The 21638-nt window shown below is 47.1% G+C and carries 17 protein-coding genes and 1 CRISPR repeat array; all 17 genes read right to left on the bottom strand.

Translation table 11 applies throughout. The features are described from left to right. Positions 1 to 9 precede the first annotated feature (9 nt). Positions 10 to 459 (bottom strand): nucleoside-diphosphate kinase, encoded by a 450-nt coding sequence (gene ndk / locus JOC37_RS11835; RefSeq protein ID WP_204619229.1) that lies wholly within the window; start codon positions 457 to 459, stop codon positions 10 to 12. A gap of 235 nt (positions 460 to 694) precedes the next feature. Then, complete coding sequence (gene ftsH, locus JOC37_RS11830; protein WP_274380967.1) at positions 695 to 2524, bottom strand: ATP-dependent zinc metalloprotease FtsH; 1830 nt, start codon at positions 2522 to 2524, stop codon at positions 695 to 697. 87 nt (positions 2525 to 2611) lie between these two features. Next, on the bottom strand, positions 2612 to 4030 hold the full coding sequence (gene tilS / locus JOC37_RS11825) for a tRNA lysidine(34) synthetase TilS (protein ID WP_204619227.1): 1419 nt from the start codon (positions 4028 to 4030) through the stop codon (positions 2612 to 2614). A gap of 144 nt (positions 4031 to 4174) precedes the next feature. Further along, positions 4175 to 6640 (bottom strand): stage II sporulation protein E, encoded by a 2466-nt coding sequence (gene spoIIE / locus JOC37_RS11820; protein WP_204619225.1) that lies wholly within the window; start codon positions 6638 to 6640, stop codon positions 4175 to 4177. 74 nt (positions 6641 to 6714) lie between these two features. After that, entirely contained in the window at positions 6715 to 7617 is a 903-nt protein-coding gene (locus tag JOC37_RS11815; RefSeq protein ID WP_204619224.1) for a Ppx/GppA phosphatase family protein, read from the bottom strand. 192 nt (positions 7618 to 7809) lie between these two features. After that, positions 7810 to 8214: an FtsB family cell division protein gene (locus JOC37_RS11810; protein WP_204619222.1), complete on the bottom strand. Its 405-nt coding sequence runs from the start codon at positions 8212 to 8214 to the stop codon at positions 7810 to 7812. 2 nt (positions 8215 to 8216) lie between these two features. Then, positions 8217 to 8447: a helix-turn-helix transcriptional regulator gene (locus tag JOC37_RS11805; protein ID WP_204619220.1), complete on the bottom strand. Its 231-nt coding sequence runs from the start codon at positions 8445 to 8447 to the stop codon at positions 8217 to 8219. 224 nt (positions 8448 to 8671) lie between these two features. Beyond that, positions 8672 to 8947: a phage holin family protein gene (locus JOC37_RS11800; RefSeq protein ID WP_204619219.1), complete on the bottom strand. Its 276-nt coding sequence runs from the start codon at positions 8945 to 8947 to the stop codon at positions 8672 to 8674. Positions 8948 to 8973: 26 nt separating this feature from the next. Beyond that, entirely contained in the window at positions 8974 to 9462 is a 489-nt protein-coding gene (gene yabQ, locus JOC37_RS11795; RefSeq protein ID WP_204619217.1) for a spore cortex biosynthesis protein YabQ, read from the bottom strand. A gap of 45 nt (positions 9463 to 9507) precedes the next feature. Continuing rightward, complete coding sequence (yabP, locus tag JOC37_RS11790) at positions 9508 to 9792, bottom strand: sporulation protein YabP (RefSeq protein ID WP_204619215.1); 285 nt, start codon at positions 9790 to 9792, stop codon at positions 9508 to 9510. A gap of 145 nt (positions 9793 to 9937) precedes the next feature. Then, a complete protein-coding gene (locus tag JOC37_RS11785; RefSeq protein WP_204619213.1) occupies positions 9938 to 10879 on the bottom strand; it encodes a SpoIID/LytB domain-containing protein in 942 nt (313 codons plus the stop codon). 72 nt (positions 10880 to 10951) lie between these two features. Beyond that, a complete protein-coding gene (locus tag JOC37_RS11780) occupies positions 10952 to 11224 on the bottom strand; it encodes an RNA-binding S4 domain-containing protein (RefSeq protein ID WP_204619211.1) in 273 nt (90 codons plus the stop codon). Between the two features lie 72 nt (positions 11225 to 11296). Next, on the bottom strand, positions 11297 to 11572 hold the full coding sequence (locus tag JOC37_RS11775) for an HU family DNA-binding protein (protein ID WP_204619209.1): 276 nt from the start codon (positions 11570 to 11572) through the stop codon (positions 11297 to 11299). Positions 11573 to 11687: 115 nt separating this feature from the next. Beyond that, the gene (gene yabN / locus JOC37_RS11770) at positions 11688 to 13169 is read right to left on the bottom strand and encodes a bifunctional methyltransferase/pyrophosphohydrolase YabN (RefSeq protein WP_204619207.1); all 1482 of its coding nucleotides are present in this window, start codon (positions 13167 to 13169) and stop codon (positions 11688 to 11690) included. Positions 13170 to 13222: 53 nt separating this feature from the next. Continuing rightward, positions 13223 to 13783, bottom strand: a complete 561-nt coding sequence (spoVT, locus tag JOC37_RS11765; RefSeq protein WP_204619205.1) for a stage V sporulation protein T — start codon at positions 13781 to 13783, stop codon at positions 13223 to 13225. 458 nt (positions 13784 to 14241) lie between these two features. Further along, on the bottom strand, positions 14242 to 15240 hold the full coding sequence (locus tag JOC37_RS11760; RefSeq protein ID WP_204619203.1) for a SurA N-terminal domain-containing protein: 999 nt from the start codon (positions 15238 to 15240) through the stop codon (positions 14242 to 14244). A gap of 210 nt (positions 15241 to 15450) precedes the next feature. Continuing rightward, on the bottom strand, positions 15451 to 18987 hold the full coding sequence (gene mfd / locus JOC37_RS11755) for a transcription-repair coupling factor (RefSeq protein WP_204619240.1): 3537 nt from the start codon (positions 18985 to 18987) through the stop codon (positions 15451 to 15453). Positions 18988 to 19686: 699 nt separating this feature from the next. Further along, a CRISPR array of direct repeats spans positions 19687 to 20976; the repeat unit is 30 nt; unit sequence GTTTCAATTCCTCATAGGTAGGCTACAAAC. Between the last annotated feature and the right edge of the window lie 662 nt (positions 20977 to 21638).

The raw sequence follows: 21638 nt of genomic DNA, 5'->3' as shown, positions 1-21638 counted from the left end.
TTTTCTTCTTTATTCGTAAATCCAGCTCTCCAGAGCGCGGGGGTAATCCAACAGTTCTTCCGGTTTAAAGAACAGCTTTATTTCCCGCTGGGCGCTTTGCGGAGAATCGGAGCCGTGAATAATATTTCTACCCACATCTACCCCATAGGTTCCGCGAATGGTTCCCGGGGCAGCCTTTAAAGGGTTGGTGGCCCCCATCATTTCCCGGGCAGCAGCGATAATTTCTTTTCCTTCCCATACCATGGCCACCACCGGGGCAGATGTAATATAAGCTACCAACGGCTCAAAGAATGGTTTTCCCTTATGCTCGCCATAATGGGTTTCCGCCAGTTCCCTGGTTACCTGCATCAGCTTCATTGCCACCAGCTTGTACCCTTTTTTTTCAAAACGGGTAATTATTTCTCCAATTAAACCCCTTTGTACCCCGTCGGGTTTAATCATCAAAAAAGTGCGCTCCATTTTGGGTTTCAGCCTCCTCCCTAAAAATATTATCTTAAAGAGGATGTTCGAAAAGTGTGCGCGTCTCTCGTGCTCCTTTTCGAACACTCACTTAAATTAAAACCGCCGTTTTTACCTTTTACCCCCTGCCGGTACCGCAGAGCGGCGCGGGACTATGCTGAAAATTGAGAATAATCTACCTGAAAATAGTGGTAAGTATGGGTTTTTGAGCCCACACTTACCTGTAATATAATGGCTATATTCCCTGATTTGCTTCCAAACCGTGCTTTTTCATCAGCTCGGCAAACTCTTCCGCCGCTATTGTTTCTTTTTCCATCAGTTCCCGGGCAATGTCATGCAGGGCTTCATTGTATTTTTGCAGCAGCTTTTTGGCGGTTTCATAACTCTCATCTATAATTCTTCTTACCTCTTCATCAATGGCCGAGGCAATTTCCTCACTGTAGTTGCGGTCCCGGGCTATATCCCGGCCCAGGAACACAGCCTCCTGTTTTCTGCCCAGCGTCAGCGGTCCAAGCCTGTCGCTCATACCGTATTCCATAATCATTTTACGGGCTGTTTCAGTGGCCCGTTCCAGGTCGTTTTGGGCACCGGTACTGATTTCTTTCAGCACCACGTCCTCTGCCACCCGGCCGCCCAACAGCATGGTGATCTGGTCAATGAGCATAGAGCGGGTTATATAATAGCGCTCTTCTTTGGGCAGCAGCAGTGTATAACCCCCCGCCCTTCCCCGGGGGATAATGGAAACTTTATGCACCGGGTCGGTATTGGGCAGCAGGTATCCCACCAGGGCATGACCGGCCTCGTGGTATGAAACCAGCCGCTTTTCTTTATCGCTGATAACCTTCGATTTTTTCTCCGGCCCGGCGATAACCCGTTCAATACTGTCTTCCAGCTCTTTTTGGCCTATTTTCTTTTTATCATGCCTGGCAGCCAAAAGCGCCGCTTCGTTTACCAGGTTAGCCAGGTCCGCCCCGGTAAAGCCCGGCGTACGGCGGGCCAAAACCCCCAGGTCCACGTCATCTTCCAACGGTTTGCCCCTGGTGTGCACCTTTAATATCTCTTCCCGGCCGGCCACATCGGGAGCATCCACCACAACCTGGCGGTCAAAACGCCCCGGTCTCAGGAGAGCCGGGTCCAAAATATCCGGCCGGTTGGTAGCCGCTATGATAATAATCCCTTCATTGGGTTCAAAACCGTCCATTTCCACCAGCAGCTGGTTCAGGGTTTGCTCGCGCTCGTCGTGACCGCCGCCCAAACCGGCCCCCCGCTGCCTGCCCACCGCGTCTATCTCATCGATAAACACAATGCAGGGGGAATTCTTTTTGGCCTGGTCGAAAAGGTCACGCACCCTTGACGCACCAACACCTACAAACATTTCCACAAAGTCTGAACCGCTGATGGTAAAGAAGGGCACTCCCGCTTCACCGGCCACCGCTTTAGCCAGCAGCGTTTTACCGGTACCGGGAGGTCCGAAAAGCAGAATACCCTTTGGTATTCTGGCTCCCAGTTCATTAAATTTTTTCGGATTCTTTAAAAAGTCCACCACCTCGGCCAGCTCCGCCTTTTCTTCATCGGCTCCGGCCACATCGTCAAAGGTTACCTTGGGCTTTTCATCGCTGTGCAGCTTGGCCTTGCTTTTCCCAAAAGACATTACCTTACTGCCGCCGCCCTGGGTTTGCTGCATTAAAAAGAAAAATAGGAATACAAACAGCAAAATCGGCAGCAGCGATGTAAGCACCCCTACCCACCAACCGGGCTTTTCCGGCGGCTTTTGGGTGAAGCTCACTCCTTTTTCCTTAACAAGCTGCAGCAGTCCTTCATCGGGCCACGGGCCCTTGGATACAAACTTTTGGTCGTTCCTTTTCAACTTACCTGTTATATTGTTGGTATTATCTTCAATCTGGAAAGTGATCTCTTTTATTTTATTCTGCTCAATGCTGGATACCAATTGATCGTAACGCAGCGTTTTAATATCATCTTGATTGGGCGATGTGTATTGAATCAGCGCTATAATTACCAGAACAATTAACAGGTAGATCATAAGGTTTTTAATAACCTTATTCAACAAAGCCACTCCCCTCAAAACTTAGCCTAAACAATATGGGTATTTTACCATGTTTTTTACCCATTTTCAATTTACTGCAAACATCATTTATTCTTCGCTCATCAGTTCATCCATTTTTAAATGCAGAATGGTGCGGGTGTTTCCTGTTATCTTCCAGTATTCCCCAACACGCAGTCCGCTTACCCATATAATTTCGCTGCTGCTGCAGACGATGGGAATAAGATCTCGTTTTTCCCGGGGCACTTTTTGATCTATAAAAAATTTTTTCAGTTTTACCGTCCCCCCCGTTCCCTGGGGTTTAAAGACATCTCCCTGGCGGCGTTTTCTTACAAAAATTTCCGCACCAGTTCGGTCGTAATCCAATGCCGCTTCATTGCCGGGCAGTTTAGCGGGATCACGATGAAATTCACCGGCCTGGTAAAGCTGCGCCGTAATCACTTTACCAATTTCATCAATTATAGTTTTCCCCGGTATTTTTAGGGGATAACAATAGTACGGTATATCCTTTTTATCATGCTGGAGTTCTAACTGTATTTTAGAATAAGTTACCTTACATTTATAACCCCCCGGCAGTTCCACGGTGGCTAAATTTAAATTTTTACATTGTTTAATAACTGCTTCCACGTGATAAAAGGATAAGTCTTTTTGACCGCCGGTTAGTTTAATCCAAGCATATCGAATTACCCGGCGCTGTACTGCCAGGTGCAGCCGGTTAAATTTTTTGAGGTCCAGTTCTACCCTGTTTTTATTGATACCACATACCACCGATTCCCATAACTTTAGAACCTGCTGATCTATATACCGGTCTTCTTCCCTGCACAGTTCGGCCATTCTCCCCAGGCTGCTAACGATTTCCGGGTTATATTCTTTTTCTAAAATACTCATTAAATGCATCCGCACCTTGTTGCGCAGGTAGATGGTTTTTTTATTAGAGCTGTCCGTCCGGTACTTCAGCCCGTTTTCTTTACAGTAACGTTCGATATCCCGCCGCCTGATCTCCAGCAGAGGGCGTATATAACGATAACGGCTGTCGCGCACCGGCAGTATTCCTGCCAGGCCGCTTAAGCCGGCCCCCCTAATTAGGTTCAGCATTACCGTTTCCGCCTGGTCGTCGGCATGATGGGCCAGGGCTATAACACCGGCCCCCTGCTGCTGTGCCACCTGTTCCAGAAAATTATAGCGCACTTCCCTGGCTGCAACCTGACTGGATAATCTATGTTTTTTCCGGTACTGGGACACATCCTTTTCTGCAACGGTACACGGCACCTGCCATGCTTGGCAGAGGGCTTTAACAAAACGGGCATCCTCCCTGGACTCTTCCCCGCGAAACATGTGGTTTAAATGGGCCACATGTAAGGAAATGTTCAGTTTTTCCTTTAAATTGCATAACATGTGCAGCAGGGCCACGGAATCGGCTCCGCCGGAAACCGCTACCAGCACCAGTTCACCGGGATTAATCATTTGGTGGGATTGAATGAAGTTTAAAACGCGTTCCCTTGTATTCATAGCATCACCTTAATTGTTTGCCAAAGGGCAACAGTAGCTATTTTTCCACACTAATAAAGGATTTCCTTCTGCAAATTTTAATATTTTTTGAGCCCGGTAAAATATATCCCAATACAGCAATAAGCGGCCGCAAAGGACCGCCTATTACCGGGCACTCTCCAATTTGGCTACCAGTACAGTCATATCGTCGCTGATATTCTGTTTTCCTCCCACGGTGGTTTCCATTACCTGTAACAAAACGGCAGCTATTTCTTGGGGTGGCAGCGAGGTAAGATCCTGCAGCACTTCAATAAACCATTCCTCCCGGTCACCTGACCCCCGGTATGCATCCAGTACACCGTCCGTTACCATTACCAGAATGTCTCCGCTTTCTAAACTCCTGGTTTGTGACGTAACTTCTATGTTTTCCATTATACCCACCGGCAGGGAGTTGGATTTAATTACCGAAACTTTATTTTTGCTTATCAAAAAAGATGGTGCCGCGCAGGTCTTGATAAAATCAGTTCTTCCGCTGTAAAGGTCAACCACCGCCATATCCACTGTAGCAAAGCTTTCGTTGGGTGAGCGCAGTACGAGAATGGAGTTGACGGTTTTCACAGCGATGTCTTTTTCAAAACCGCACTCCAGCAGTTTTTGCAGCAGGTTTACCGTGGCAGAACTTTCCAGGTGCGCTTTATAACCCGTTCCCATACCGTCTGACAGCACCAGGGCATATTTACCGTTCCGCAGCTGTATAGTCGTGTAACTGTCCCCGGATACCCCGCCGCCCCCGGCCGCACCGGCACTGCCCACTGATAATGTGTATGACAGTGATGAATATAATTTAAAGGTACATTCCTCCTGCCCTTCTTTTAAACTGCACCCGGTGCTGGCCGGCACCAGGTTTTGGCCAGTGGCCGCCGACACCACCGGCGTTACCTTATGGTGGCACTCCATCCGGCCTCCACAGGCGGGACGGGTTAACCCCACTTCCAACCCGCCATCACGGTGATAAAAGGTAAATACGTCAGTAACAGGAATCCCTTCTCGTTTCAAGCGTTTGACAATGGCTTCTTCCAGTTCCCCGGTCATTTCCACGTCCTTTTCCATTTCATCGGCCATGTTGATGAGAATTTCCGCCACCCCTTTAAGCTGTTCAGACACCAGCTGCCTGCTGTCCAGTAATTTCTTCTGCCAGTAATTATTTAATTTAAAAGTGTCGTACAGGCAGGTTAGGGTAACTGTCATTTCCTTCAACCGGGCACAGCGCTTTTTAATGCCGTCGGGCAGATCATCTATATCCAGCTTGCCGTAGGTTTCCACAATGGCCAGTAAATCAAGCAGCTGTTGATATGTACGGTAAAACTCCCGTTCCCAACAGGTGCGGTAGAGGGCACATCCAGCACACACTTTTTTCCCCACTTCCACGAACAGCTGTTCCAAACCCTGTTCTTCTTGAGATTGTTCCACTGTTGATGATACCTGTTTAAAGCTGTTGGATAACTCGTTAAATACAGCGCTCCAATCGCGCATCCGCCCGGCAGTTATTTCCTTTATTCTGGACTGCGACACGGTGGGGCGGCTGAATTTAATACCCCGGGAAACAGGCAGCATCTTGGTGATATTTTCTATCCAGCATGCCGGCATGAGGCAGAAAAGCAGCATGGCCACCGCCGATTCCGTCATCACTTCCAGCATACTGCCGTAATGGGTTATGTATATGGAGAGGAGTATATTGCCCAGCAGAAAGCCCATGGATATACCAATGCGACCAAATCCCCTGAAAAAGCCGGCTACCAGCCCGGCAAAGGAGTAAGCGCCCACTATTACCGGCGTTACCACATAGGACAAGCCGGGTATCACACCAACCACCGCTCCCGCAGAGGCTCCCAACCCCACTCCCCCCACCAGGGCAGACAGCAGCACAATAAATTTGCTTACCACACCGCGTAAAGTAACCATTTCCCAACCGATTTCTCCGGTACCGGCCACCACACCGCCAAACAGCAGCAGCATGCAAAAAACCGCTTCCCCGCTGATGCGCCCGGGTACAGTCTGCTGCCACAGGGGAGGCAGGGCATGCATAAAAGCTATGGTTAGTACACAAGCAAACACCGCGTCAAAAAGCACACTGATATAACTGTAAAGGATCCCGGAGCTGTAGGTAACAAAGGAACATTTAACCACCAGCACGGTGATTAACACCGCACCGGGTACTATATACCACTCCCGTTCCTGCATTGAAGGTAACAAACGCAAAATCAGGTATGCCGCCAGCATAGTTGTCACACCACCGGCCAATGCCGCGCCGCCGGTTACCGTGGCCATACCTGCAGCGGCAAAAAACAGCGCCCCCAGGTTTCTGATACTTATCACCCTGGCCACCGCAGCCACAAAGGCCACCCCAAAAGGCATTAATTCCCCCAGCAGTACCGCCCGACCCAGAAAAAAAGCGGCCAAATACAAAAGCAGCCACCGCCCGGCAAAAGCCTGTCCAACCGATGACCAGGACACGTCATTTTTCAGGTTTAATTTTCTTTTTTTAGAGCCCGAACCCATCCCGGCAGAGCCGCCCGCTTCCTTCAGGCTTTCACCGCGGCGGTAGGGATAAATTTCGAAGTCATTATACACCGTCTTCACTCCCTTATACTACAATGCTGCATTATGCACATTATAGTATAAGGGACAGGAAATATTTGTCATTATTAGTAAGCTGTACCACTTTTTCTTTCGACATCTATCGCAGCATTAATGACCAAACCCCAGAGAATGTCCGCCTCGCTGGCCACAAAGCCGGAAACACCCAAGCCCTTCAGCACCGCCCGGATTATCCTTACCCCCGCCGGAATAATGTCCGCCCGCTCCGGCTGTAGGCCCGGCATGGAACGCCTCTCTTCCAACGCTGCCGCATTTAATTTTTGCAGTAAATCTTCCACCTGCCGCAGGCTGACCGGAAAGCCGTGCACCTTCTGCCAATCATAGGTGGTTAATTTTTGTATCATCGCCGCAATGGTTGTGGCCGTGCCCCCCACCGCCACCAGTTTACCGGCACTGCCCTTTACCCTGGCCAGCACCGGCTGCAGCAGCTCTGCAATCTGCTCATCGCTGTGACCGCCCTCGGTCATGCGCACCGCACCTACATTGACGCTGTGATAGTGTACGGAACCTGCTTCTTGCCAAGAAAATTCCGTGCTGCCGCCGCCGATATCAACCACTGTTACACCGTCACTTTCACCGGGCATCCCCGCCAGCACCCCCCGGTAGCTCAGTTCTGCCTCCATCTCACCCGGTAATATCAGCAGCGGGCAGCCGGTCTGCTGCCGAATCATATCCGCAAACTGCCGGCCGTTAACCGCATCCCGCACCGCACTGGTGGCAGCCAGTACAATATTCTCGGCCCCGCTTTCCCGGGCTTGTTCTACAAACTGCCGCACCGCCGTCAGCGTGCGCTCCATGGCCAGCGGGTCAAGATACCCGGAGCTAATCCCCTCCCCCAGGCGGGTTGTTTTTAAATCACTTTGTAAAACCTGTACTTTATGTTCCCGGTCAACCCGGGCCACCAGCAGTCTTGTGGAGTTGGTACCCACATCCACCGCAGCAACTCTCATCTGCCAGCCCCCCTGTATAATTAATGAAGACACACTCATGCCGGCCAAACAAAATCCCCGGAAAGGATACCGGGGCTTAGAAATACGGCATTTAAATATTATTTTATGCTATCATCCCTGAAAATAACAGGCAAAAAATAATAATGATGCCGGGCAGCAGCTGTATACAAAAATGAAAGAATGGAAGTCTAACTAATTCTTTGTACCGGGATCTCCAGCTTCGGAAGTCTCCCCATCCTGTTCAACGGGCACAATCAAGCTTTCACCGGGCTTCACTAACCCCAATTTTTCCCGGGCCACCTGTTCCACGTACTCTTCAGACTCAATGTCCTCCAGCATTTTATACAGTTCTGCATTTCTATTCTGCAGCTGCTCTATTTCCTGCTCCAGTTCGGTAACACTGTGCCGCATGGCATTTAACCTTTCTATTTCACCACTTAATGACACCAGCAGGTAGCTAAATACCAGCACAAATACCAGCATGGGAAAATTAATTCTCAACCTGGTTTTAGACCGGGGCAGTTTAGGCTTGTGTTGAATTTTTCCCGTACTTTTAAATGGCACACCCTTCCCTCGCCTGTTGGTTGAAGATATCAATGCTATACCTCCTCATCTTCATCCGGGCCGAACAAACCCATAGCATCCCCTGGTATCACAATTACCACCTGGTACCCTTTGCCTTTGGCACGGTTAAAAAGCGTGGCCACGGTACTGGTAGAAAGATTTAGTTTTCTGGCAATACGTTCATTGCTGTAACCTATTTCTTTTAGTGTTACCACTTGTTTTTCCCGGAAGCTCAGTTTTTCCGCTCCTCTAATTTCAATTTGCAACCGGGGCCACCTCCGGCTGTAACAGCACGCAAATATCCACTACTTTATCCACGGGTTATCCACCGTTTTATCCACAGACTGTGTATATTTTAACTACATATTAAGTACGTTATTACTACATTAGCAGTAAAAATCCTTCTGCCGGCCAATAATTTGTTCCCCTTGGTTAAAATTATCCACAGCAGGCAAATTTTAAACCCTACCAGCGGTAGGGCTGAAACCGGCTATACTCTTCTCTGAACAGTGTTCTTTACAGTGGAATGACTGCCAATGGCAAATACAGCCAGCACTAAACCGGCCAAAACACCGTTAAGACTAAATTCTATCAGCAGGGCCCCCAAAAGCATCCCCAGCACCACCAGCACCAGCGGCACATAATTATTTTTAATAAAAGGTGTAGTTTTAGCCACCCAACCCAGCGCCCAAATAACGATCAGTATTTCTAACCACGGATCATTCATATATGACTTAATCAATTCTATGATACCGGCATCCGGCATTTAATCATCCCCCCACCCATTAAAAGTTAGTCCTTAGATCGAAATATTAATTTTAACTTACCAATTGTTAGGTTAATTAACCGTTTGATACCCCGCCATATTTTACCGGTAATTTTAGATATCCAAGCCAGCGGTACTCCAACAATCAACAGCAGCACCCGGAACGGCATGCCCACCGCGCAGCACAAAAACCTTAACATCTTGACAACCAGTTTGATCAACCCTTTAATGCCGTCTATTAGTTTACCGATCAAGGGAACAATATATTTGCTGGGGTACTGCAGGTACAGCACCGCCCCTAAAGAAAGTCCAATTATAACGTACAGCCGCACTTCTCCCCAATTACCCCAGAGCAAAATCACAAATACCACCGGGGTTAATATCAACCAGTACAGCAGATCACCCAGCATTGTTCCCCACTTTTTTAATTTAAGAAGCCGGCCCACCACGCGGTACAGGTCAAACATAAACCCGGCCAGCATCCCGATGGCAATGGTAATAAAAAAGGCATACACTTGATTTTCTAACGGTATCAGCCAGCCACACCCCTTCCACCGGGCTTACTTCAACAACCGGTTTAAAATACCCCTGCCCTTGTTTCTACCTCCCTTGGCAGCCTTACCTTCAACGTATTCAATACAGCTTATATATCCCTCCACCGTTAATTCACCCTGTTCAAGATTCAATTGCGTGATATGCAGCCCTTCCCCTCTCAATGAAACACAACCCATATTTGTATCCAGCGTAATTTCATTTTCATCAAAGGCGCCCACCTGCTGCACACCTTTTAATGATAATTGCTTTCTATCCAGCATTTCCAGTTTGTGCCTTCCCTGAACTTCCATATGACACCCCCCGTTTCAAAAACGCACTAAATTCATGTTAATATTTATTCCATTGTTAGCTAATTATGACAGGATAAACCCCCATTCTGCCGCTAACCCCATACTTTCTGACATAGAAAAAACCGGGGTCCAACCCCGGTCCTTCTTATTTCCACAGTTTATCAATGGTTACGTTTTGATAATAAAACTTAATTATTTCCTCGGGAGATTTTCCTTCTTGGGCCATTTTGTAAGCCCCCCACTGGCACAAACCCACACCGTGGCCAAAGCCGTTTCCGTTAATCACCAGGTTATCGCCTTTCACCTTGATCTCTTTAATTAATGTGGAACGCATTTTTTCACTGCCCAGGGCCAACCGCAGCGCCGGGCCGCTTATTGTAATGCGCCCCAATTTAATTTCTTCGGCCCTGCCCGACGGGCCCCTTTTCACTATTTCCACCCCGGTAATGTCACCGGGGTCCTGGCCCGTTTTATTCTTAACGGCCTGCCGCACTGTACTGATTGGAAACTGCACCCACCAATCCCTGTTCTCATCATTGGTTATTTCCATACAGCCGTCCTTTAAACCGGCTTTTATGTAAGGAGTTTTTGTCTTCTTCCAGTCTAAACCCTCTTCGGCCCCGGCGGTTACACCACCACAGCAGGCCGAAAACCACCCCTTTACATACCGTCCTTTATATTTAATTACCTGCCCCCTGGTATCATTGATCGCTTTTTTAACACGCTCGTTAATTCTGGACGGATCATAAGCTTGAGACTCTTCCACATCGGTGGATACATCGGTACCATGAATCTTTTTCACCCGCCCGCTTTCTATGTTTTCCATTGTAAACGTACGGGCCAATATCGCTTGGGCAGCCAGGGCATTTTGCGGCCATGTGGGCTCCATTTCCGCTACCACCACACCGGCCAGGTATTCCTCCAGTTTAATTTTTTTCTTTTCCCCGGTCTCATTAACATAAAGGGTAATTGTCGGTTCTCCTCCCACTACCTGCCCGGGCTTTTTTTCCGGTTTGACACAGGCACTGAAAATTACCGCCAGCAGTGCCACTGCCAATGTTATTTTTAATAATCTAACACCTTTCATCTTACCACCCCACAATATTATTTGTTTTATTTTTCGCAGCGGGGCGGCAAAATATGACCGATCTATACTTTTTTACAGCCAATCCTCCGGCGGGCGGTTTATCTCTTCCACAATCTCATACAGGGATGCCGCTTCTTTGGCCGGCACGGTATCTTTAACTTCCAATACCCTCACTTTCAGCATTTTCCTACCCAGTTCTATTTCCAGCACATCCCCCGGTTTCACCTCACTGCCGGCCTTGGCCACCCGGTTATTCAATTTTACCTGGCCGCTGGCACATACTTCTTTCGCCACCGGGCGTCTTTTGACAATCCTGGACACTTTTAAAAATTTATCCAACCGCATAACCAAACACCTCTTGCACACGTATATGGGAAACTAAAAAAATAACCAGACCTAACGGCCTGATTATTTTTATTACTTGGCTACCATTTCTTTTAGCGCCTTACCTGCTTTAAAGGTGGGAACCTTTGTGGCCGGAATAATAATTTCTTCACCGGTTTGAGGATTGCGGCCCTTACGCTCTTTGCGTTCGCTGACATCAAAGGTACCAAATCCCACCAGTTGAACTTTATCACCCGATGCCAGTGCCTCAGAAATGCTTTCTAAAAGCGCATTTACCGCCTTTTCGGCATCCTTTTTGGTTAGTTCAGTCTTTTCTGCAACGCTGGAAATCAGCTCTGCTTTATTCACCAAAAAACCTCCCCTGTTTTTTTCTTTCTGGCCTTCTAAGCATTCGATAAAACGGTGTCATTTCCTTCTAAAAAGATAATTTTTCCTGTTATTTAAGATTATTTTTTCCATATTTTCATCTTTCCAAACCTTTAGCTTCTTCCCACAGGCAATCCATTTCTTCCAGTGTCATTTCAGACAGTTCCTTACCCCTTTGATAGGCCTTTTTTTCTATGTACTGAAACCGGCGCATAAACTTCCCGTTGGCACCGGTCAGCGCCCCTTCGGCATCAACCTTTAACAACCGGGCCATATTAACCACCGCAAATAGTACATCTCCCAACTCCATCCTTATTTTTTCCCGCTCCCCGGTTTCAATAACCGTGTACAGCTCCTCCAGTTCCTCTTTTACTTTCTTCACCGCTCCTTTATAGTCCGGCCAGTCGAATCCCACCCGGGCCGCTTTGGCCTGCAGCTTAGCCGCTCTAACCAAAGCGGGCAAAGCAGCAGAAACACCGGACAGCAGGGACTGCGGCTCATGCCGGCGGTTTTGTTCTTCAGCCTTTATTTTGTCCCAGTTAACCAGCACCTCATCACTGTTTTTTACCGTTGTATCACCGAATACGTGCGGGTGGCGCCGGACCATTTTTTCTGTAATGGCATTAATTACATCATTAATATCAAACCTGTTATCCTCTGCCGCTATTTGAGCGTGAAATACAACCTGTAACAGTAAGTCTCCCAATTCATCACAAATTTTATGCGCGTCACCTGAATCTAAAGCCTCTAACACTTCATAAGTTTCCTCCAGCAGGTACTGCTTAAGAGTTTCATGGGTCTGCTCTTTATCCCACGGGCAGCCGTTATCCCCCCGCAGGGTGGCCATTACATCCACCAGGGCATCCAGGGGATAATTACACCGGTTATTGCCCACCGCCCCGCTTTTAGCCGGTACAAAGACGCTGGTTAAATGGTCTATCCAGTCCAGCCTGTCCAGCTGGTAAAGGGGTATTTCCACAATTTTTTCTTCCCCCGGCACACCGGCAGCCCGGATTACTTTAATTGGATGATGATCATCGTAATATTCCATTAAAGTTAGTTTTACGTCACCGGCCACAAACCGGGAATAAACTTGTGTAATTACTGCCGCCATGGCAGGAACCGGCGGCCGCTGTCTTAATGACAGCCCGTCCAGTACCTGCAGCCCGTCGTTGGGGTCATAGCCTACCCGGCTGAAAATGGCATCTAAAAAGCTGGCCGCAGGTAAGATTTCCACCGTCAACCCCCGTTCCCTGGCTCCATTTAAAATCAACTGCACAGTTTCCTCCGCCACCAGCGGGTGCCCCGGCACGGCATATAAAAGCTGCTGTTTTTCGGCCTCAGCTAAAACCTCAGCGGCTATACGCCGGTAAAGCTGCTGAAAATTATCACATTCCTCGTAATAGCGGTCAAAGGATTGATAAACAACCCCCTGTTCATCCAACCATGAAACCACCGGATGTATTTTGGTGCGCAGCAGCACCCGGGGGGCTTTTTTTAAAGCTTCCATAACCCCGAAAGTTAATGTTTCTTTAGCACCAGGTCCCAAACCGGCAATGATAATACTTTTATTTTGCATAACCCTCCACCTCTTTACAGCACATAAATAAGGAGGCCCTCCGGCCTCCTTTCTTATTGTTCCATCTGCTTTGCCAAAAAACCTGCTGCCGTTTCTGCTAATTTCAATTCCAACTCACCCATTTTAACATCACTTTCCTTGGAAGCTAAAATAACTGCACCAATGGGATCCCCTTCGGCTATAATGGGAGCAATTACTTCACAGGTGTATTTCAGGTTACCGTCGTCAATAATTGATCCTTCCCTGGCGGCAGGATCATCCTCCGGGTTGTTAATAATAATTGCTTTTCGCTCCTCCATAACCCTTTCCACCAAAGGGCCGATGGGTTTATTGAGCAGTTCTTTTTTTGGCGCCCCCGATACCGCAATGATTACGTCTCTGTCAGCTATACAAGCAATATGCCCCAACGCTTCGTGCAGGGAGTCTGCATATTCTTTAGCAAAATCACCTAATTCACCGATAGGAGAATATTTTTTTAGTATAACTTCGCCTTCCCTATCTACAAAAATTTCTAAAGGATCTCCCTCTCTAATTCTCAGGGTCCTGCGAATCTCTTTTGGTATAACAACTCTTCCCAAATCATCTATACGACGTACTATACCCGTTGCTTTCATGAAGTTTCCTTCCCTCCTTTTTTCTGCTTGATCTACGCAAAATAACTTTCTGTGATAGTATATAACAGGAGGTTTGCAATTATTCATATTTTACCAGTGCCCGAAAAATTAATTTCGGCTTTTAGGAGTTTGTCTAACTTTTTGCCGAACTGTCTGTTACATTTTATTAGTGCCCATCACCCTTACTTATCCTTTAACAGCGCCCCCAACGGCAAACCCGTAACCGGATCCGGTATGTATTCTCCCTCCTTCCTGTAAATTTATCTTTAACCCGGCTGCCGTCCTTACCCGGTGTCCCCTCCCTTCGTCTTTAAAAAGATAGATTTATAGCCCATTCTTGTTTTTAGTAATTTTGATTGTTGGTAGTATACCCTGACTTACTCATAAATAATCTTTTTTACAATATCAGTTATTTTTTGATAGCCAAAACCGCGGGCACCCGTCCCGCGGTTTTGGACCTACTCGTTAATATATTTTTTTATATCCGCCTTTTCTCTAACATCGGCCATAAAGCTGCGGTAGTATTCCATTTTCGCTTCCCGCGTTAACTGCTCTTTTATAAAGCCCTGCACTTCATTAAAAGATCTTACTTGGGCCGGTATTCTCTTTTCCAGCTTGATAACATGATATCCATAACGGCTCCTTACCGGTTCTTTAGTGTATTCTCCTTCTGCAAGGGCTTGAGCTGCTTTGGTATACCCGGGATCAGTCATCCCTAGTTCCGGAACAAAGGAGTAAAAACCACCTTTATCTTTAGTACCTAGGTCTTCTGACTTTTCCTTGGCCAATTCTGCAAAATCAGCCCCCCGGTTTAAACTGTCAATTACCTGCTGGGCCAGTTTTCTGGCTTCTTCATCGCTCCGCTTTACAGGTATATTTTTTTGGTTGTCTTCGTTGACAAAGAAAAGAATGTGCCGGGTATTCAGTCTTTCGGGTATTTTAAACCGGTCTTTATTCTGCCGGTAGTAATCCTCCGCTTGTTCATCGGTGGCTTCTTTAACACCTGCTGTCACCTTTTGATAAAGGTTATTGGCAGCCAGTTCATTATATATAATATCCCGTAATTCCCTTTCACTTATTTTGTTTTCTTTTAGTGCTTTTTTGTATTCTGCTTCTGTTTGATAAGAATCTTTGATTTCTTTTATTTTTTTATCAATCTCTTCTTTAGAAGGCTCCACACCCTTTTTCTTTGCCTGCTGGCGCACCAGAATTTCCTCAATCATTTCATCCAGTACCCGCTCTTTTATATTGTCCGCCAGTTCTTTTTCTGACTCAAAGTCCACTCCCTGCTGTTCGAAATTGGCTTTTACACCGTCAACACGCCTATTATACTGCTCCATGGTAATCTTTTCGCCATTAACCTCCGCCGCCAGGTTGTTTTTTACACACCCTGCAGCGAGAATCATCATCAGCAGCAAGCACATTAGTACCGGTAATTTTGCAGTTTTTAAATTCATATTGTTCTCCCTTCAAAAAATATCATTTACACAACTCTGAAAAGGTTATCTTACTAAGCCGGCTCAGATACCGGTGCTGCACTTCCTGTGCGGCACCCCGCCTCCACCAGCATCCCCCGCTCAGTTCGGCAGCGGCTCATCCATAAACACTCACCTGCACAAAGGGCCGCCTGCCTTTCATGTCCTCGGTGCCGCAAGACGGCATGGCGGTTACTGCAGTTGATCTATGAACCCGGATAGTTCCTTCAGGCCGCCGGTACTCATCTCCGTTATGTCCCTGGTTTTAAGTTTAATTTCAAATTCTTCACTGGTATTGTTAAATTTAATCCTGTTCCTGTATCTCTGCCCCAGTTGAACCAGCTTCTCGACATTAACAGGCGGGTTGGGGGCAAAAACCAGTTTAAACATTCTCCTTTGATAATTAATAGACTTGATTTTTAACTTTCCACCCTTAATTTTTATTTCTGCCACCAGCAGCAGCCGCTGTACCGGTTCCGGCAGTTCGCCGTAGCGGTCCAGCAGTTCTTCCCTTAAGTCCTCAACCTGCTCGCACTGGGTAAACCGGGCAATGCGGCGGTATAATTCCACCTTTTGAGATTGGTCATTAATATACCGGTCGGGTATATAAGCGTTTACCGGCAGTTCCACCGCTGTCTCTACCGGTTCCTCTTTCTCTTCTCCCTTGATCTCTCTAATGGCATCTTCCAGCATTTTGCAGTATAGATCAAATCCCACTTCCGCAATGTGGCCGTGCTGTTCCGCACCTAATATGTTACCGGCTCCTCTTATTTCCAAGTCCCGCATGGCAATTTTATACCCCGAACCCAGTTCGGTAAAGTCCCTGATGGCCGATAGTCGCTTTTCTGCTTCCTCAGTTAGCACTTTATCCCGCCGGAAGGTAAAATATGCATAGGCCAGGCGATTGGATCTTCCCACCCTGCCCCGCAGCTGGTAAAGCTGGGCCAGGCCGAACCTGTCGGCATCTTTTACTATCAGCGTGTTAACATTTGGTATGTCCAAACCCGTTTCTATAATGGTGGTACATACCAGCACATCGTGGTTACCGGCCATAAATTCCAGCATTACCTTTTCCAGGCGCTCTTCTCTCATTTGACCGTGGGCCACCACCAGTCTTGCTTCCGGAACTAAGCCGCTAAGCCATTCAGCCACTGTATCCAATTCCGCCACCCGGTTGTGCACAAAAAACACCTGGCCACCGCGGTTTATTTCTCTCCGAATGGCCTCTCTAATCATCACCGGGTCCTCTTCCAGCACATAGGTTTGTACGGGAAAACGTTCCTCCGGCGGTGTTTCAAGCAGGCTGGTGTCCCTCACTCCCACCAGTGACATGTGCAGCGTGCGCGGTATCGGTGTGGCAGTGAGCGTCAACACATCCACCGTGGTACGAAGTTTCTTTAATCTTTCCTTGTGGGCAACACCAAACCGCTGTTCTTCATCTATCACCACCAGCCCCAGGTCCTTAAATTTTACATCCGACTGTACCAACCGGTGCGTTCCAATCACCACATCAACGGTTCCTTCTTCCAGCCCCTTTATTACCGCACGCTGTTCTTTAAGGGTTCTAAAACGGGATAACATTTCAATTGTCACCGGGTAGTGGGCAAATCTCTCTCTAAAGGTATTGTAATGCTGCTGGGCCAAAATGGTGGTGGGCACCAGCACCGCCACCTGCTTTCCATCGCTAACCGCTTTAAAGGCCGCCCTCAGCGCCACTTCTGTTTTGCCGTAGCCCACATCCCCACAGAGAAGTCTGTCCATGGGGCGCGGTTTTTCCATATCCTTTTTCACTTCCGCTATCGCTTTTAACTGGTCCTTTGTTTCTTCATAGGGAAAGGCCATTTCAAATTCCTTTTGCCATTCCGTATCCCTGCTGAAAGCGTAACCTTTGGCTGTTTGCCGAGCTGCATACAGCACCACCAGATCCCGGGCAATTTCCTTTACCGCCTGTCTAACCTTGTTTTTAGCCCTGGTCCATTCACTACCGCCCAGCTTGGACAGCTTGGGAGCAGCTCCCTCGTTACCGCTATAACGCTGCAGTAAGCCCACTTGATCGGTGGGTACATAAACCTTGTCATCCCCGGCATATTCCACAAGAAGATAATCCCTTTGTACACCACCGATGTCCAGTGTGGTTATACCTTTATAGCGTCCAATCCCGTGGTTAACATGTACCACATAATCATTAATCTTTAAATCTTCAAAGGGGGCTAAGCGGGGTTCTGTTTTATCCCGCCTGCGCTTTGGTTTTTTACGCTGGCCGAAAATCTCTTTTTCTGTGATCACCACAGCACGGGCAGACACCAGCTCAAAGCCGGCGGAAAGATTCCCCTCCGTGATTACCACGTTACCCGGCACCACTTCATTTTTAACCCGGGACATATAAAAGGCATCCACTTTATTTTCTTTTAAAGACTGCAGTAAATTCTGCGCCCGTTCCCTATTACTTACCAGCAGCACCACAGAGTTCTTTTTTCTCTTCCACTGCTTTATTTCATCAACCAGCACACCGGTATTGCCCAGGAACGGGTGCATGGTTTTAGCAGTAAAATTAACAATATTCTTAGGATTTAAAAACTGCGGGTTCCGGGGTAAAAAGGAAAAAGCAACACTCTGCCGGCGGGTCAATGCTGCTAAAAACTGCCGCCATTCCAGGTAAATACCATACTGAGAAGGCAGCACCTTACCCTTTGACAGCAGTTCTGTATGGGTTTCGCCCCGCTCCCTTTGAATTATTTCCACCATTTCTTTTACCCGCAGGGGATCGTCAACCAGTACAACCGCCTCTGCCGGCAGGTAATTCATTAAACTCACCGGGCGGGGGTAAAAAAAGGGCAATAACTGCTCCACACCGGCAAAATACACCGGCTGCTCCAACCTGGTTAACCACGATTCCACCTGGGCCGCCAGTTGATGCCGGGCATCTAAAGTGGCGTTTTGATCTAAATTCTTCAGCTGGGCACGATACTCCTTAAGTAATTTCTGCCGTCCCTCGGGCCATTTTTCCTCACATACCACCATTTCCCCGGCCGGCGTTATTTCCACCAGCGGCAGCTCCTCTTCTGAACGCTGGGAATGAACATTAAAGGTGCGGATTGATTCCACTTCATCATCCCACAGTTCTAAGCGCACCGGTTTATCGGCCATTACAGGGTAAATATCCAGTATGCCGCCGCGAACAGAAAACTGGCCCACCCCTTGAATCAAATCTACCCGCTCGTAACCCTGGCGAACCAAAAATTTTTCTAAGTCTTCCAGGTCAACCCGCTGCCCCACTTCAATTTTTCTGTGCCCCGATTTAAAAATCTCCGGCGGCACCAGCCGGCGCATAATCGCTTCCCCCGGTGCCACCACCACCAGGGGCTTACCCATAACCAGCCCGTTTAAAACTTTAAGACGCTGAATTATAACCTCATTGCTGCTGGATAACACTTCCAGGGGCATCGACTGCCAGACGGGAAAAATAACCACTTCCCTATCCGGCAAAAGAAACTGCAGGTCATCTGCCAGCGCAGCGGCTTCAGCCTCTGCCGGCACAATCACCAGCGCCGGGCCGGGCCGGGCGGAAATCAACCCCGCCATTACCAGCGCCCGCTGTGAACCGGCCAAGCCGAACACCACCTGCTGGTCGAAACCTTTCTGCAAACTTTTAACCAGGTTTTGAAACTCAGCTGTATCTGCCAGCGGTCTCAGCAGTCCTGTTAATTGCTGTTGATTAATTTTATCCATCACAAAAAGAGCTTTAGCAGCCGCCAAAGCCCTGTCACTCTCCTTTATAACATGTTTTTCCAATATTTTGATGTAAGATTCATTATATCTTACCGCTTATGTATAGTCAAGGCATGTTGCCCCATGGCACCTTCAGCCCAGTATTTATTTTTACCATTATATGCGCCAGCCATTCACCGGTATTACCGTGCAGGGCAGCGCCGCAGTAATTTGCTGCAGCGTTATCCCCCTCACAGAACCGCACTGTACAGGCCTCGTATACAGCTGATAAACCCCTGTCATTCTTCAATTACACCATCACGTCACGAAGGGGCTGGCGTATTAAACCGGCAGGCCAGCTTATTTTCAGCAGCCGATATGGTATGTCCCGGGTTTACTGCTGCTTTATACCTGCCCTTTTAAATGGCTAATGCCTGCTGATCTCATAATACGCTCAACGCTTCAATACCCCTGCCGGCAAGTTGTTGGTAAATTCTCAGCTCTTTTGGTGGATAATTTTAATCTTTTCTAAAATTGCCCCACCATATTGGCTTCGCTGGCTTTTAGAACGTCTATACCAGGCAATAATAATTCATCGCCTCCCCCACCGTTTTCAGCGTCCCCAGTTATTTATGCTATACACTCTTAAAGAAGGACAATCCCTCATAGGCAGGATACAAACGTAAAAGAGCAAGACTACGGAGTTATTCCCGGTACTAAGTTTCAATTCCTCATAGGTAGACTAGAAACTCTTGTGGCAGAAAGACAGGCTGCTTACAGATTCGCTGTTTCAATTCCTCATAGGTAGACTAGAAACAAAGGTATGGGAGCTGGGGTAATAGGATAGTTGACCGGTGTTTCAATTCCTCATAGGTAGACTAGAAACTCTTTAGTTCAACAGTTGATGGCCTAACAGGGGTGGGTTTCAATTCCTCATAGGTAGACTAGAAACTTAATGAAGAGCTGGATAATGAACATGAAGTTGGGAGTTTCAATTCCTCATAGGTAGACTAAAAACTTGGTCGTTCGCCCTTTCTACCAGCCATTCCACAGTTTCAATTCCTCATAGGTAGGCTAGAAACGAACAGCCTTCACGCCAACAACGCGTATCTTGCCACGTTTCAATTCCTCATAGGTAGGCTAGAAACGATAGTATTAAGTGTTGGACATTTAGCAGATTCAAGTTTCAATTCCTCATAGGTAGGCTAGAAACTAAAAAAAATTTCTTATCTGATACAATGGTGTTTATGTTTCAATTCCTCATAGGTAGGCTACAAACCCATGGCAATGAGGGCATTCAGTTTGGTTTGCCGGGTTTCAATTCCTCATAGGTAGGCTACAAACATGCTTGAAATCCTAATCAACGATGTTACTGGTATGTTTCAATTCCTCATAGGTAGGCTACAAACCATCCAGCCGAACAGTGCACGAATCACTGAGATTAGGTTTCAATTCCTCATAGGTAGGCTACAAACCTTGTGTCAGCATTTACGTCACCTCCTCTCCACAGGTTTCAATTCCTCATAGGTAGGCTACAAACAAATATCCACCGAGAAGGCCGCGCTCGATACCCGCATGTTTCAATTCCTCATAGGTAGGCTACAAACCACCCATACAACATGATATAACAAAACAAAAAAAGTGTGTTTCAATTCCTCATAGGTAGGCTACAAACGTAGCGTATTACTTTACGTATTGCAACATTTTTTGGTTTCAATTCCTCATAGGTAGGCTACAAACGTCGTACCAACAATTTACATATAGTGTTATACTTGTCTGTTTCAATTCCTCATAGGTAGGCTACAAACCTTCTTTTTGGTATCAGGTAATTTATCAAAGTATATTTTGTTTCAATTCCTCATAGGTAGGCTACAAACCGGCACCGACGAGGCCATCCAGGAAACGCTTGGTTGTTTCAATTCCTCATAGGTAGGCTACAAACTCACTACTAAAGTCAGGATTAACCGTCACAGTATCAGTGTTTCAATTCCTCATAGGTAGGCTACAAACCCATTAAAAAGCGCTTAATATCTGCATTTTAGTTTACACAATACTAATTCCAAAAACAAGCATTTCATCTTCGGTTTTTCCAACATACCAGTTAAATCAATACATTGGAGCTATTAATAAATGTCGTCGATCCCCCGGAAAAATTACACTACCGGGGATCGACGACATTTTTTAGTATATCTGATCTTTCCTTGATAAATTAGACAATAAGTTAAGCCGCTTTTCTTTGTTTTTATAATTTCTGGGCTCATACAGCCCGGTGATGACGGAATTACTCCGTGTGCTCCCAGGTAACCGGCATCCCCACCATTTTCAACACCCTTAATTATTTATACTATGCATCCTTTACCGGCTGTCCATTAAACCGGGAAAAGAACAATTCCTCATAGGTAGACTAGAAACTACTACGCTTTTATCCATACTGGGATTCTCCAGACAGGTTTCAATTCCTTATAGGTAGGTTAGAAACTTTGCTGTACCTGATGATGTGCCTTTTTATGGGGGGGTTCAATTCCTTATAGGTAGGTTAGAAACACCGGAAACGCTGAGCCTGGTGATGTTTTAAGCGGGTTTCAATTCCTTATAGGTAGGTTAGAAACCCTTTGGTTCATGGTTTATAGTGCAGGCAGAGGGGTTTCAATTCCTTATAGGTAGGTTAGAAA

It is taken from the genome of Desulforadius tongensis (assembly GCF_016907915.1).
In the GTDB taxonomy this organism is placed as follows: domain Bacteria; phylum Bacillota; class Desulfotomaculia; order Desulfotomaculales; family Desulfohalotomaculaceae; genus Desulforadius; species Desulforadius tongensis.
The sequence above is the reverse complement of the archived record's forward strand: the minus strand, read 5'-3'. Positions and strand labels throughout refer to the sequence as shown.